Annotated in this window: 14 protein-coding genes and 4 tRNA genes; 16 read left to right on the top strand and 2 right to left on the bottom strand. The window is 61.5% G+C overall.

The features are described from left to right. Positions 1–64: 64 nt before the first annotated feature. Positions 65–823: a hypothetical protein gene (locus JMN22_RS25755; protein ID WP_030138365.1), complete on the bottom strand. Its 759-nt coding sequence runs from the start codon at positions 821–823 to the stop codon at positions 65–67. A gap of 369 nt (positions 824–1,192) precedes the next feature. Between JMN22_RS25755 and JMN22_RS25750 the strand changes: the two genes are divergently transcribed. The 4 genes from JMN22_RS25750 (at position 1,193) to JMN22_RS25735 (ending at position 1,607) form a co-directional block, all read left to right on the top strand. Then, a tRNA-Glu gene (locus JMN22_RS25750) sits at positions 1,193–1,268 on the top strand. A gap of 3 nt (positions 1,269–1,271) precedes the next feature. Beyond that, positions 1,272–1,347 (top strand) — tRNA-Gly (locus tag JMN22_RS25745). Between the two features lie 105 nt (positions 1,348–1,452). Beyond that, a tRNA-Glu gene (locus JMN22_RS25740) sits at positions 1,453–1,528 on the top strand. Between the two features lie 3 nt (positions 1,529–1,531). Further along, positions 1,532–1,607: transfer RNA gene (locus JMN22_RS25735), tRNA-Gly, on the top strand. 57 nt (positions 1,608–1,664) lie between these two features. Here the strand turns inward: JMN22_RS25735 and JMN22_RS25730 are convergent. Further along, the gene (locus JMN22_RS25730) at positions 1,665–2,525 is read right to left on the bottom strand and encodes a response regulator transcription factor (RefSeq protein WP_030138366.1); all 861 of its coding nucleotides are present in this window, start codon (positions 2,523–2,525) and stop codon (positions 1,665–1,667) included. 301 nt (positions 2,526–2,826) lie between these two features. Here JMN22_RS25730 and JMN22_RS25725 point away from each other — a divergent pair, with 301 nt between their 5' ends. The 12 genes from JMN22_RS25725 (at position 2,827) to JMN22_RS25670 (ending at position 13,086) form a co-directional block, all read left to right on the top strand. Beyond that, positions 2,827–3,018, top strand: coding sequence for a Flp family type IVb pilin (locus JMN22_RS25725; RefSeq protein WP_030138367.1), 192 nt, complete (start codon positions 2,827–2,829; stop codon positions 3,016–3,018). 132 nt (positions 3,019–3,150) lie between these two features. Continuing rightward, positions 3,151–3,342 carry a Flp family type IVb pilin gene (locus JMN22_RS25720; RefSeq protein ID WP_030138368.1) on the top strand — a complete coding sequence of 64 codons (192 nt, stop codon included), beginning with the start codon at positions 3,151–3,153 and terminating at the stop codon, positions 3,340–3,342. Between the two features lie 27 nt (positions 3,343–3,369). After that, positions 3,370–3,900 (top strand): A24 family peptidase, encoded by a 531-nt coding sequence (locus tag JMN22_RS25715; protein WP_198798366.1) that lies wholly within the window; start codon positions 3,370–3,372, stop codon positions 3,898–3,900. 2 nt (positions 3,901–3,902) lie between these two features. Continuing rightward, on the top strand, positions 3,903–5,231 hold the full coding sequence (locus tag JMN22_RS25710; protein WP_198798365.1) for an AAA family ATPase: 1,329 nt from the start codon (positions 3,903–3,905) through the stop codon (positions 5,229–5,231). 15 nt (positions 5,232–5,246) lie between these two features. Beyond that, a complete protein-coding gene (gene cpaB / locus JMN22_RS25705) occupies positions 5,247–6,062 on the top strand; it encodes a Flp pilus assembly protein CpaB (RefSeq protein ID WP_198798364.1) in 816 nt (271 codons plus the stop codon). Between the two features lie 69 nt (positions 6,063–6,131). After that, positions 6,132–7,469: a Tad domain-containing protein gene (locus tag JMN22_RS25700; protein ID WP_030138424.1), complete on the top strand. Its 1,338-nt coding sequence runs from the start codon at positions 6,132–6,134 to the stop codon at positions 7,467–7,469. Between the two features lie 8 nt (positions 7,470–7,477). Beyond that, positions 7,478–7,957 carry a TadE/TadG family type IV pilus assembly protein gene (locus JMN22_RS25695; RefSeq protein ID WP_030138423.1) on the top strand — a complete coding sequence of 160 codons (480 nt, stop codon included), beginning with the start codon at positions 7,478–7,480 and terminating at the stop codon, positions 7,955–7,957. Beyond that, positions 7,957–8,451 (top strand): TadE family protein, encoded by a 495-nt coding sequence (locus tag JMN22_RS25690; RefSeq protein WP_030138422.1) that lies wholly within the window; start codon positions 7,957–7,959, stop codon positions 8,449–8,451. Before JMN22_RS25695 ends, JMN22_RS25690 begins: the two co-directional genes overlap by 1 nt. After that, on the top strand, positions 8,445–9,665 hold the full coding sequence (locus tag JMN22_RS25685; RefSeq protein WP_198798363.1) for an AAA family ATPase: 1,221 nt from the start codon (positions 8,445–8,447) through the stop codon (positions 9,663–9,665). Before JMN22_RS25690 ends, JMN22_RS25685 begins: the two co-directional genes overlap by 7 nt. A gap of 3 nt (positions 9,666–9,668) precedes the next feature. After that, a complete protein-coding gene (locus JMN22_RS25680) occupies positions 9,669–11,111 on the top strand; it encodes a CpaF family protein (RefSeq protein WP_030138420.1) in 1,443 nt (480 codons plus the stop codon). Further along, positions 11,108–12,094 (top strand): type II secretion system F family protein, encoded by a 987-nt coding sequence (locus JMN22_RS25675; RefSeq protein ID WP_198798362.1) that lies wholly within the window; start codon positions 11,108–11,110, stop codon positions 12,092–12,094. The genes JMN22_RS25680 and JMN22_RS25675 overlap by 4 nt, the downstream gene beginning before the upstream one ends. Positions 12,095–12,120: 26 nt before the next feature. After that, positions 12,121–13,086, top strand: a complete 966-nt coding sequence (locus JMN22_RS25670; protein ID WP_198798361.1) for a type II secretion system F family protein — start codon at positions 12,121–12,123, stop codon at positions 13,084–13,086. The last annotated feature ends 143 nt before the right edge of the window (positions 13,087–13,229 follow it).

The raw sequence follows: 13,229 nt of genomic DNA, 5'->3' as shown, positions 1-13,229 counted from the left end.
CCGCTGTAAGAGCGGAACCGCCAGTTGCCGTTACCGAAGAAACGGCTATGCGCCCAAACCCAACTCAGTCGTAAACCTTCTTCTTCTTCCACTCATCGTTCGCTTCGTCTTCCTTCAACCCTTCAGTCAACTGGTTCACCTCACCCTCCACAGGCTGAGTGCTGGCCAGGACCTGGGCATTCGCCCGAGCCAGAAGCTTCTCGAGATAGGCCAACTGCTCGGCATAGACCTGCGGCTCCTGCTGCTTGCGCAAATATTGCACGCCACGCTCGAACGCCAGGCGAGCCTGCCCAGGCTGTTCCTGCTGCAAGGCCTGCTGGCCGAGGTTGTTGAAAAACTCGATGTGCAGCAACACCAGGAGATGCCGCACTTCGCGAATCCAGCGCTTGGCCTCGTTAGGCGGCAGGAACCCGTCCTGGGCGGCGCGGGTGATCTGGCCGTGCAAGGCCTCGAGCAGGAACCGCACATCCTTGGCCTTGGCTTCGGTCTGGATCGGTGCCGGCGGGTTGTTGACCGGAATCGACTCACCCTGGGCGGCCAGCGCAGACAGTTCGTCCAGGCGTGCCTTGACCGCGGCGTTGGACTTGTCGAGGTTGAGCAAGCGCTGGCAGACGTTGAGCTCAAGGCGTGTCATCAGCAACTTCAGGGCCGGGGTCATCAACTGGCCAGGGAAGGTTTCGGTGAGCTCGCCACAACGACGCAGGCGGTCGTTGAGTTCAACCTTGGTGCGGGCCTTTTCCAGCTTGTTGTTTTCCACCACATGGTTCATGTAGCCAATGGCGATCAACAGTGCGATCCCGGCTACGACGAGCAGGGTGATCATGAGTGGTGTCACCGGTAAGACCTCTTTATTGGGGTACGCATGTCATGAGTGTAGTGGCTTGGCTTTTATGCGCATAGTTCCACGCCGTGCGATTAGACGGGCGTCATGCTGTTTATGGGTGTGCAACACCATGGATGCACATTGCCACTATTTGCCCGCCGAGACTATAACGTCTTGGCGGGCGACAGAATATAGACGCCAAGGACCGGACGGGTAAAATCCGCAGATCCCCCCAAATCGGGCGAAGTCATTGATTTAAATAAATTTATATCTGGGGGTTGACGACCCTCCAATCCATCCATAGAATGCGCGCCACTTACAGCGTAAAGCACTCAGCCAAACGCGATAAGCAGTGAATGTTGTACGTGTGTCCCCTTCGTCTAGTGGCCTAGGACACCGCCCTTTCACGGCGGTAACAGGGGTTCGAGTCCCCTAGGGGACGCCATTTGCGGGAATAGCTCAGTTGGTAGAGCACGACCTTGCCAAGGTCGGGGTCGCGAGTTCGAGTCTCGTTTCCCGCTCCAATTTTAAACAGCGTTGCTTTCGGGCAGGGCTGAGTGAAGCCAGAGCCGACATCTTCGGATGCGGATTTGGGCACTGGAATACACACCATGTGTTTCAGTTAGTGTGTCCCCTTCGTCTAGTGGCCTAGGACACCGCCCTTTCACGGCGGTAACAGGGGTTCGAGTCCCCTAGGGGACGCCATTTGCGGGAATAGCTCAGTTGGTAGAGCACGACCTTGCCAAGGTCGGGGTCGCGAGTTCGAGTCTCGTTTCCCGCTCCAAATTCAAGAAAACGCCGCTCATTCGAGCGGCGTTTTTTTATGCGCGTTAAAAATGCTTTAGCCCTCCAGACTGTGCACCAGGCTTTCCAGCGCCTCCTCATCGGCAGGCGGCGGAGCAAGGCTCGAGCAGCGCACCTGGTACGCAAGCCGGTACTCGCTGGGCGTACAGTTGGCGTACTGCTTGAAGGCGCGGGCGAAATACGACGGATCCTTGAAGCCGGCCTCGTAGCCGATGCTGGTGATAGGCATCTGGCTGTTATCGAGCAAGTCCTTGGCAAAGCTCATGCGCTTGTTCAATACGTAATCGGTAAAGCCCAGCCCGTTGGCCTCCTTGAACACCCGGCTGAAGCGAAACGTGGTCATGCCGCAGCGCTTGGCGAGGTCGCGCTGGTCGATGCTGTCGCGAAAATGCTGGTCGATGTACAGCATGATGTGGCTGAGGGCCTGGTGTTTCTGATGCCCGGAGGTCAGTCGGATGCTGTCCGGCAGGGTCGGGGAGTGATCGATCTGCGAGGTCGAGCCACGGCTGCCGGCCTGGCGGCGCAACTCGCACAACTGCGTCACTGCGGTCAGGTAACGCTTGCGCTCGGTGGTTGCAAGGGGGAGCACCATGTATTCCCAGACGCTCGAACGCATGGCCCAGACGGCCAGTTCCTCGGAGTGCTGCACGGTGAACATGGTGATGGGGATGGCCGGGACGGTGCGCTTGATGTCCAGCAGCCTCCTCAAGCCCTGGGTGTCCGGGCGATCGAAATGGATGCAGATCATGTCGGCCTGCACGCCACTGAGCAGCAAGGCATTTTTCGCCACGGCGCAGTCGCACGCTTGCTCGAACTGGCTGATGAGTTCCTGGGTGGAATGATCATGAGTCAGATCAAACCATAACAGCTTTGGCTTGCCAGTCAGATTCGACGCCATAGGACGACTACTCGGTGGTTCTTCCTGCCCGTTAGCTAGCAGTATTGCCAATGTGCTATCAGTTTGCCGAATTAATTTTCATAAGCCGTTCATCCTTTAGTGCAGGGTCTCTGAAGGCGCCGTACCTGCGATCCAAAAACACGGGGGAATTGTCAGCCTGGACAATTTCGCGGCTGGCGCAAAAAAATCCTAGCGATGTGCAAAATCCTCCTAACGACAATACCGGCCTCCTGACTAGGGTTGCATCAGGCAGTTCGCAATGTACTGCCTCTTTGAAAACAACCCCGATGAGGTGTGCGAAATGACTCTTCAAACTATCAAGGCTTCGGTACTGAAGTTCGCCAAAGATGAAGACGGCCTGACCATTGTGGAATACGCCGTTGCCGGTGGGTTGATCACCGTGGCCGTGGCCGCGATGTTCGTTTTGCTGGGCGGCGCCGTGAACACCCGGATTACCGCACTGTGCGCCGCCGTCAAGGGCGCTGCCTGCTGACAACCGCCAGGGGTGAGGCCCATCGAGGCGCCGGTTTCAGCTTTATTCGATAAAGCTGTGTAGTACCTGCTTAGTGGGCTTCGCGTTGTTTTCCGCAAGTCGTTTTATTACCGCTGAAGTGAGGTAAATAAGATGAAACTTCAAACAGTCAGAACTTCGATAGCCAAGTTCTTAAATGATGAAGACGGCCTGACCATTGTGGAATACGCGGTGGCCGGTGGCCTGGTAACGGTGGCGGTTGCCGCGATGTTCGTTCTCTTGGGCGGTGAGGTGAACACTCGAATCACTGCCCTTTGTGCCGCGGTTAAAGGCGCTGCCTGCTAACCATAACCACCCTTAGGGAGACGCATCATGTCCATGGAATTGCTGATGTCGACGGTACTGCTGCTAGGACTGCTGGGCGTGGCGGTGGTGAGCGATTTGCGTCGCCACCGCATCCCCAACACGCTGGTCCTGTTGGGCCTGGCCCTGGGATTGGTCAGCCAGGTCTATACCGGCGGGATCGGCGGGCTGGGCGGCGGCCTGTTGGGCATGCTGATCTGTTTCGCGCTGTTCCTGCCCATGTACGCCGTCGGTGGCATGGCCGCTGGTGACGTCAAGCTGATGACCATGGTCGGCAGCTTCCTGCCCTTTCATTTCGCACTGTGGGCGGCGCTGTTCAGCCTGATTGCTGGCGGCGTGTGCGGTTTCCTGATTGTCCTGGCCCGCGGCCAGTTGCTCCAGACCTTGCAGCGCTACTGGTTGAGCGTCCGCGCCCAGGCTTATCTGGCGCCGGCGTCGGATGAAGTGGCCGGCAAACCCTTTCCTTACTCGATTGCGATCCTGATCGGCACTTTGAACAGCGTTTACTGGCAGTTGGTTGCCGGTGGCTGGGGAGTCTAGTCATGCACGTCATCAACGATAGCGATGCCTACCCCAGCGAACGGGAAGCAGTGCAACGCCTGGCGCCGCAGCCCAGTTCGATTCGCGACACCGGCCTGACTGACAGCTTCCTCGGCGAACTGGTGTGCAAACACCTGCATGACGCCGGCGTGCTGGACATGACGCGGCTGGTGGAACGCCTGGCCCTGACCGGCGCGGTGCTCGAAGAAGTGCTGGCGTTCCTGCGCAAGGACGGGCGAGTCGAAGTCCTTGGCCAGATGGGCCAGTCCGGTGGACAAACGCTGCGCTATGGCCTCACGGAACGCGGCCGCAGTTCCGCCCGCGACGCCTTGGCTCGCAGCGGCTACATCGGCGCCGCGCCGTTTCCGGTCAGCACCTACCGCTCGCTGATCAAGATCCAGACCATCCACCATGGTCGCATCACCGCCAAGGACATGAACCAGGCCCTGGCCGGCATGGTGCTCAGCCAAGGCATGCTCGATCAACTCGGCGTCGCCCTCAACTCCGGTCGGGCGATCATGATCTACGGCCCAGCGGGCACCGGCAAAACCTACGTCAGCAGCCGTCTGATCCGGTTGTTCGCCGAGGCCATCTGGGTGCCCCATGCCATCGTCATCAACGAGTCGGTGATCGAGATCTACGACCCGCAGGTGCATCAACGCCTGGATGACAGCAGCCAAACCAACAATCTGATGCTCAACGAAGGCATCGACCGTCGACTGTTGTGCTGCAAACGCCCGATCGTCATCACCGGCGGCGAGTTGAGCATGGAACAGCTGGACGTGCGCTACGACCCGTTTACCCGGCAATACCAGGCGGCCCTGCAACTCAAGGCCAGCAACGGCCTGTTCATCATCGACGACATGGGCCGCCAGCGCATGGCCCCGGCCGAGCTGCTCAATCGCTGGATCGTGCCGATGGAAGAAAAACGCGACTTCATCAACCTGGGCGGCGGGCGGCATTGCGAGCTGCCGTTCGACCTGGTGCTGGTGTTTTCCACCAACCTCAATCCCCTCGAACTGGCGGACGAGGCCTTCCTGCGGCGCATCGGCTACAAGGTCCAGTTCGGTTATCTCAAGCCCGACGAATACGAGCGCATCTGGCGCCAGGAGTGCGAACGCCTGGGCATCCCGTATGACCCGCTGCTGGTGCGCTATGTGCTGCAGCGGCTGTATGCAAGCGAAGGCATGCCGCTGGTGCCTTGCCATCCCCGCGATCTGTTGAACATGGCGCTCGACCGCCAGCGTTACCTGGGCGGTTCCGGGCCCCTGTTGCCGCAAGAGCTGGAATGGGCCTGGCACAACTACTTCGTTCAGCTCGACTTCCTTTGATCTGGAGATACCGACATGAGCTCTCGTACGCTTCCGCTGATAGGCGTTTCCCTGGTAATGGGCCTTGGTGCCGCATGGATGGCTGACTCCTGGCTGAGCGCGCGACTCAACGCGACCCCCGATGATCACTTGCGAAGCGTGGTGGTCGCGACGGTGGAAATCCCCTTCGGGCAAATGGTCGAGGCCCAGCAGGTCACGACGGTGCGCATGCCCATGGACACGATTCCGGACGATGCTTTCGACAGCAGCGACAAGGCCGTGGGCAAGATTGCCACGTTCGACATCCTGCGTGGCGACATCGTACGCGGTGCCCGTCTGAGCGAGCATCTGGGCGGCAGCACCCTGGCCTCGCTGATCGCACCGGACAAACGGGCGATATCGGTGCGCGTGGATGATGTGGTCGGCGTCGGCGGATTCCTGTTGCCGGGCAACCGGGTCGATGTCCTGGCGACCAAGACCACTAACGCCGGCAGCAACAACGCGACATCCCGGACCCTCCTCGAAAATCTGCGGGTGCTGGCGGTGGACCAGACCGCGGGCACGGACAAGACGCAACCGGTGGTGGTGCGGGCCGTGACACTGGAGATGTCCGCCAGCGAGGCGGAACTGCTGGTCACCGCGCAGACCGAGGGCAAGCTGCAACTGGCCCTTCGCAACCCCCTGAACCTGGAGAAAAAAGCCGTGGCCGTCGCGCCGCCAGCCCCTGCGCCGGTCATGGCGGTGGCCGCCGCGCCGGTGCCAAGACCCGTAGTGCAGCGCAGTGCCAAGCCCCAGGGCGGCGCGATCACGTTGATCCGTGGCGTTGAAAGCAGCGTGATCAATGTCCGCTAGGTGACTTTCCCGTGCCGGGCCCCATAGGGCAGGGCGATACCGATCCTCAACGTTGTAGATGAGGGCTCGATGATGAATGCCAAGATCCGGCAGCCGTTGACGCTGCCACGACGCCAGGGAGGGGCGGTGAGTGTACTGATGGTGATCGCCATGGCGGCCATCGCCATGACGGCGGCGTTGGCCCTGGACGGCGGGCATATGCTGCTGAACAAGACCCGCCTGCAAAACGCGGTGGATGCCGCCGCCTTGGGGGGCGCCAAGACCCTGAGCCAGGTCAAAGGCAGCATGAACATGGCCAGCACGACCCGCACGGCGGCCCTCGACACGCTGAGCAGAAATGCCAGCGCCGTGGGCAACACCGAACTGGCCACCGCCGTCGCTGGCAATCCGGGCACGTTTGCCGCGGTTGAATTGTCCAGCAGCGTCTACGGCCCGTTCTCTTACCCCGGCCCCAGCGACGCCAAGTACGTGCGGGTGTCGGTCGCCAACTATCAACTCAACGGTTTTTTCTGGAGCTTCGTCCAATCGATGGGCAGCGGCAGCCTGGGCAACAAAGCCGTGGCGGCCATCGCCACCGCCGGCCCTAGCCCCACATCGCCTTGTGACGTCGCGCCGCTGATGGTCTGTGGCGATCCCGGCCAATATGACCCGTCCGCCGGGAATTTCTGGAGCTATCACTTCGGCGACCTGGTGGTGCTGAAGACCGCAGCGGGAAACAGCTCACCGATCGGGCCGGGCAATTTCCAGCTGCTCGATTTCGGTTCCGGCGGCAGTTCGGTGCGTGAGGACCTTGCAGGGGGCGGTTCGGTCTGTCGTGCCGTCGGGGACAACGTCCAGACTTCCCCCGGCAATACGGTCGGTCCGGCGTCCCAAGGCTTGAACACGCGCTTCGGCATCTACAACGGTCCGGTCAGTGCTTCCAACTATCCACCGGACCTGGTCACCTCTTCGAGCTCGCCAGCGATGACCTACAACGGCACGCTCGGCCAGGCGCAATACAAAGGCCAGCCTGTCACGTCGAGCAGTGGCGACCTCTCGGCAGGCGGTGAGGCGATAGCGGACTACAACGATTGGCGCACCCAAGTCGCCGCCTGCGTGGGCGGGAGCGGCAGTGGCTGCCAAAGCAACGGCGTCTTCGAGCGCCGGATGCTGAAGATTGTGGTGGGCAATTGCACCGGTAAACAGGGCGGCTCAAGCACCATTCCCGTGTTGGGTTTCGGCTGCTATTTCGTCGTGCAGCCCATGAACAGCGGCGGCACCCAGGCGCAGATCTTCGGCCAGTTCGTCCACGAATGCGAAGGCGACAATGTGCCTGGCCCGACACCCAGCAGCGACGCCGGACCGCAGATCATCCAGCTCTACAAAACCTATATCAATGGCAGCGGCACGCCGAGCACAGACTCGTAGGAGGCGTCATGAAACTTGCCCCGTTCAAATCACCCCGGGCCCAGCAAGGCGTCGCGCTGGTGGAGTTCACCCTGGTGCTGCCGGTGTTGCTGCTGCTGTTGCTCGCCTTCGGCGAGTTCGGCCGCATGCTGTACCAATACAACGTGCTGTTGCAGGCCAGCCGCGATGCCGACCGCTTCGTCGCCAGCCAGGCCTGGAATTCCACCCTTGGCGCGGTTTCCCTGAGCAGCACGCTGCAGACCCAGACGAAAAACGTCGCGGTGTATGGCGTGCCCAGCGCTTCCGGGACTGCCGTGGTGTCGGGCCTGACCACGGCGAACGTGCAGGTTGTCGCCGAAGGCACCAGCCATGTGCGCGTCACCATCACCTACACCTTCTGCCCGGTGATTGGCGCGGGCAGTTGCAGCGGATCGATCCCCGGCTTCTTCGGCAGCGCCATTGCGCTGGGCATTCCGCTGGTGGCGACCACCGTCATGAGGGCGCTGTGATGAATCGCAAGCAGATGCACGGCACCTATATCGTCGAGTTCGCCTTCGTCGGCCTGCTGGTGTTCACCCTGCTGTTCGGTGTGCTGGAAATGGGCCGGTTGTACTTCACCGTCAACGCCCTCGATGAAGCCGCGCGGCGTGGTGCGCGCCTGGCGGCGGTGTGCAACATCAGCGATCCGGTGATCCTGCGCCGGGCGATTTTCAACGCCGCGACGGATTCAGGCACCAGCCAACTGATCAGCAGCCTGGCCACCTCGAACCTGGTGCTGACGTACCTGGACGTCGACGGAGCCGTGGTGGCAAACCCCGGCGACACCTCCGGCAGCACGGGCTTCAGAGCCATCCGCTATGTCCAGCTGAGCCTGCAGAATTTCGTTTTCAACCTGTTCATTCCCGGACTGGGCGTGCCCATTACCTTGCCCACCTTCAGGGCAACCTTGCCACGCGAAAGCCTAGGGCGTCATTCCGATTCAGGGGAGATCACACCATGCTGAACACCCGGGAAACTCCGCTCACAAGCGCCACCGGCAAGGTCGGGCTGCGCATATTGATCAGCAGCCGCGATGCCGCGTCGTTGCGCGATCTGCAATGCGTCTGCCAGCGCATGCCCGGCCTTGAAGTGAGCACGCGCCTGGTCAGCAACGGCCATGTCGATCCGCTCTACGGCCTCGACCGGATGCCCGATCTGCTGCTGTTGCGGGTCAGCCATTTGTGGCGCGAGGAACTCTCGGCGTTACTGCAACGGCCGGCCCACGAGCGTCCGGCGATGTTGGTGTGCGGTCTGTTGGGCGAGCAGGAAGGCATGCGCCTGGCGATGCAGGCCGGTGCGCGAGACGTGTTGCCCGAACCTTTCGCTGATACCGAACTGGTGGCGGCCCTGAATCGCCTGGTGGCGGAAGTACGCCTCGGCAATGGGAACGAAGGCAAGTTGATCGCAGTGATCAGCGCCAAGGGCGGCTCCGGCGGCACGCTGGTGGCGTGCAACCTGGCCCAGCAACTCAGCGCCCGTTCAGGCAATACCTTGTTACTGGACATGGACCTGCAGTTCGGCAGCGTGACCCATTACCTGGACGTCGCCCAATCCCACAGCCACCTCGAAGTGCTGCAACAAGTCGAGGACATGGACAGCGTGGCATTGCGAGGCTTTTGCAGCCACTTCAGTCCGAGCTTGCACGTGTTGGGTGGCCGCGCCGGAGAATTGTGCCTGCCCCAGGATGCCCAGCCGGAACAGCTCGACGCACTCTTGCAACTGGCCCGCACCAGCTATGACTGGGTGGTGGTGGACTTGCCCCGGCAGATCGATCACCTCACCGGCTCCGTCCTTGAACAGGTGGACCGGGTCTACGTGGTGGTGCAACAGAGCGTCAGTCACCTGCGTGATGCCAGCGCGCTGGTGCGGATTCTTCGAGAAGACCTCGGCGTACGCGGCGATCAGTTGCAGATCGTGGTCAACCGCTACGACAAGTCCGCCGCGGTCAGCCTCAAGGACATCGGCGAGGCCCTGCGCTGCCCGAATATTTCGAAATTGCCCAATGACTTCAACCTGGTCAGCCAGAGTCAGAACACTGGTGTGCCGTTGGGACTGCATGCGCCAAAGGCGGCCATCACCGCCGCGTTGCGCGATTTGACCGAAGACCTGGTCGGTCACCAGATGGCGGCAGGCAAAGGCCTGCTCAAACGCGCCTTCAACCGTTTCTTCGGGGGATGACCCATGATCAGCGACTTCCGCAACCGCTTGCGCAAACAGCCCGGCAAAACCGGTGCTTCAATGGCCGCCCAGCCCGGTGACGGCCAGTCAGACTCGGCCGAAGCGTTGATGGCCTGGGAGCACGCCGTTCCCGATGTGCCTTATGAAACCCGCACCCAGGTCACCCCGGTGGAAGCCGAGTGGCGGGAAAAAATATATCAGCAGTTGCTCAAGGTGATGGACCTGTCCTTGCTCGATGCCCTCGAACAAGTCGAGGCCACGCGGCAGATCCGTGATATTTGCCAGCGCTTGCTTGAAGAACACTCGGCGCCGGTGAGTACAGTCAGCCGGCAGTTGATCATCAAGCAGATCACCGATGAAGTGCTGGGGCTCGGCCCACTTGAGCCACTGCTGGCCGACCACAGCGTGTCCGACATCCTGGTCAACGGTTTTGCCTCGGTCTACGTCGAGCGCTTCGGCAAGCTGCAACGCACCGACGTGCGCTTCCGGGATGACCAGCATTTGCTGAACATTATCGACCGCATCGTTTCCAGCCTGGGGCGGCGCATCGATGAGTCCTCGCCGTTGGTGGACGCCCGGCTCAAGGATGGTTCGCGGGTCAACGCGATCATCCCGCCGCTGGCCATCGACGGCCCGAGCATGTCGATCCGGCGTTTTGCCGTGGACCTGCTCAACACCGACAGCCTGATCCAGGTAGGCACCATGACCCCGGCCATTGCCTTGCTGCTCAAGGCCATTGTCCGCGGGCGCTTGAACGTGTTGATCTCCGGTGGGACCGGCAGCGGCAAGACCACCATGCTCAACGTGCTGTCGAGTTTCATCCCGCATAACGAACGGATCGTCACCATCGAGGATTCGGCCGAACTGCAACTGCAACAACCCCACGTAGTGCGCCTGGAAACCCGGCCCTCGAACATCGAGGGGCGAGGCGAGGTGAGTCAGCGCGAACTGGTGCGCAACAGCCTGCGGATGCGCCCGGACCGCATTGTCATCGGCGAGGTGCGTGGCGCCGAAGCGCTGGACATGCTCACGGCGATGAACACCGGCCACGACGGTTCGCTGACCACCATTCACGCCAACACCGCCCGCGATGCGTTGGGTCGTGTCGAGAATATGGTGTCGATGACCGGGGCGACCTTTCCGATCAAGGCCATGCGTCAACAAATTGCCTCGGCCATCGATGTGGTGATCCAGTTGGAGCGTCAAGAAGACGGCAAGCGTCGCGTCACCAGCATTCAAGAGATCAACGGCATGGAGGGGGAGGTCATCACCATGACCGAAATCTTCTCCTTTGCGCGCCACGGCATCGGTGAGCACGGCGAGGTCCTCGGTGAATACAAGCCCAGTGGCATGATCCCGGCCTTTCGCGATGTACTGGCCAAGCGCGGCATCGAATTGCCGCTGAGCATGTTCCGTCCTGAATGGATGGAGGGCCGGCAGTCATGAAAGGTATCCCGGGCGAATTCATCCTGATCTTCCTTGGCATGGTGTTCATTGCCGTGTTCCTGCTGTCCCAGGGCGTAGTGGTGCCTGTGTTCGGCGAGGCCGGGAAAATGCGCAAGCGCATTCGCGGTCGCTTGCTCGTCCTGGAGAAAGCCAACCACCTGCCGAACATGCAGACCGTACTGCGGCAAAAATACCTGACGCGCCTGTCTCCCCTGGAAGCCCGGCTGGAACAGCTGCCGTTCATGGCCAACCTGACTCAGTTGATCGAGCAGGCCGGCCATGAGTACCGCGCCTATCGGGTGATGTTGCTTGGCCTGGCCATTGGCGCGGCGGTGGGTGCCTTGGTGTTGATGGTCTGGCCGATCTGGTGGGTGGCGCTGTTGGTGGCGTTTGCCGTGGCCTGGTTGCCGGTGCTGAAAATCCTGCGCGATCGCAACAAGCGTTTTGCCGCGTTCGAGGAAGGTTTGCCGGACGCCCTGGATGCCATGTGCCGGGCCTTGCGCGCCGGCCATCCCTTCAACGAAACCCTGCGCCTGGTCGCCGAGGAGCATAAGGGGCCGGTCGCCCAGGAATTCGGCATGACCTTCTCCGACATCAACTATGGCAACGACGTGCGCAGAGCCATGCTCGGCCTGCTGGAGCGCATGCCGAGCATGACCGTGATGATGCTGGTGACGTCGATCCTGATCCACCGCGAGACCGGCGGCAACCTGACCGAAGTACTGGAACGCCTGAGCCGGTTGATCCGTGGGCGTTTCCGTTTCCAGCGCAAGGTCCGGACGCTGTCGGCCGAAGGGCGTATGTCCGCCTGGGTGCTGGTGGCGATTCCTTTCGTGCTGGCGATCGCCATCGTGGTGACCAGCCCCAGTTACATGCCGGTACTGGTCAATGACCCCATCGGCCACAAGCTGATCTTCGGCGCGTTCTGCGCCATGTTGGTGGGGATTTTCTGGATCCGGAAGATCATTCGGATCCAGGTCTAACGCTGTTGCGCCCAGAGGTATCGGTCATGGACTTTTTGCTCGGGTTGTTCAGTCGATTCACCGGGAACGAGGAGCTTGCGCGCCTGCTGTTCGTCACCGTGATTGGCGTCAGTACGGTGTTGGCGGCCGGTGCCGTGCTGTTGATGATGCTGGGCCTGCAAGACCCGGTGCAGCGTCGGCTGGCGTTGATCAAGCGCGGTTATGCCGGTAGCGCGGCGGGGCAGGAGGCGCCCGGTAATCTGCAACTGCTACTGGAGCGAGTCGGCCAGCGCTTCGCCTCGGCCGACACGACCCAGACGTCTGCGACCCAGACGTTGCTGACCCATGCCGGTTATCGATCCGCTTCGGCGGTGCAGATGTATTGGGCGGTGCGCCTGATGCTGCCCCTGGTGATGATCGGTGTTGCCTTGTTGCTGCTGCCGATGGTCAAGGTCTCGCTGGCGATCGGCCTGCTGGCGGTGGTCCTCATGGCGGGCATTGGTTGGCTGGTGCCGGCGCTCTATGTCGGCAAGCGCAAGAACGCACGGCAAGGCCGGCTGCGCGCGGCATTTCCGGATGCGCTGGACTTGATGGTGGTCTGCGTCGAGTCGGGCCTGGCCTTGCCCACCACCATCGAACGGGTGGCGGAAGAAATGTCCGTCAGCCAGGTCGAGCTGGCCGAGGAACTGGCGCTGGTCAACGCGCAAATCCGCGCGGGCATCACCAGCACCGAGGCGCTCAAGCAACTGGCCGTGCGCACCGGCCTGGAGGACATCCAGGGCCTGGTCAGCCTGTTGGCGCAAAGTATCCGTTTCGGCACCAGCGTGGCCGATACCCTGCGGATCTACGCCGATGAGTTCCGCGACCGGCGGACCCAGGCTGCCGAAGAAATGGGCGCCAAAATCGGCACCAAACTGATCTTCCCGCTGATCTTCTGCCTATGGCCAAGCTTCTTCCTGGTCGCCATCGGCCCCGCCATGATCGGCGTGTTCAGGGCTTTCGGGAACATGTAGCAAGGCCGGCTTGCCGAATATGCTGTGGGAGCGGGCTTGCTCGCGAAAGCGGTGGGTCAGTCAATGCAGGTGTTGACTGTGATTCCGTCTTCGCGAGCAAGCCCGCTCCCACAGGTTTTTTGTGTTGTTGCATGCGCCAGATG

The organism is Pseudomonas sp. HB05, assembly GCF_016756915.1.
Lineage (GTDB): Bacteria > Pseudomonadota > Gammaproteobacteria > Pseudomonadales > Pseudomonadaceae > Aquipseudomonas > Aquipseudomonas alvandae.
Note: the sequence above shows the minus strand (reverse complement) of the source record. Positions and strands in the feature narration are given on the sequence as shown.

Coding starts and splice junctions, on each gene's coding strand:
- JMN22_RS25755 (WP_030138365.1), bottom strand. CDS start 823: ATGATCACCCTGCTCGTCGTAGCCGGGATCGCACTGTTGATCGCCATT.
- JMN22_RS25730 (WP_030138366.1), bottom strand. CDS start 2,525: ATGGCGTCGAATCTGACTGGCAAGCCAAAGCTGTTATGGTTTGATCTG.
- JMN22_RS25725 (WP_030138367.1), top strand. CDS start 2,827: ATGACTCTTCAAACTATCAAGGCTTCGGTACTGAAGTTCGCCAAAGAT.
- JMN22_RS25720 (WP_030138368.1), top strand. CDS start 3,151: ATGAAACTTCAAACAGTCAGAACTTCGATAGCCAAGTTCTTAAATGAT.
- JMN22_RS25715 (WP_198798366.1), top strand. CDS start 3,370: ATGTCCATGGAATTGCTGATGTCGACGGTACTGCTGCTAGGACTGCTG.
- JMN22_RS25710 (WP_198798365.1), top strand. CDS start 3,903: ATGCACGTCATCAACGATAGCGATGCCTACCCCAGCGAACGGGAAGCA.
- cpaB (WP_198798364.1), top strand. CDS start 5,247: ATGAGCTCTCGTACGCTTCCGCTGATAGGCGTTTCCCTGGTAATGGGC.
- JMN22_RS25700 (WP_030138424.1), top strand. CDS start 6,132: ATGATGAATGCCAAGATCCGGCAGCCGTTGACGCTGCCACGACGCCAG.
- JMN22_RS25695 (WP_030138423.1), top strand. CDS start 7,478: ATGAAACTTGCCCCGTTCAAATCACCCCGGGCCCAGCAAGGCGTCGCG.
- JMN22_RS25690 (WP_030138422.1), top strand. CDS start 7,957: ATGAATCGCAAGCAGATGCACGGCACCTATATCGTCGAGTTCGCCTTC.
- JMN22_RS25685 (WP_198798363.1), top strand. CDS start 8,445: ATGCTGAACACCCGGGAAACTCCGCTCACAAGCGCCACCGGCAAGGTC.
- JMN22_RS25680 (WP_030138420.1), top strand. CDS start 9,669: ATGATCAGCGACTTCCGCAACCGCTTGCGCAAACAGCCCGGCAAAACC.
- JMN22_RS25675 (WP_198798362.1), top strand. CDS start 11,108: ATGAAAGGTATCCCGGGCGAATTCATCCTGATCTTCCTTGGCATGGTG.
- JMN22_RS25670 (WP_198798361.1), top strand. CDS start 12,121: ATGGACTTTTTGCTCGGGTTGTTCAGTCGATTCACCGGGAACGAGGAG.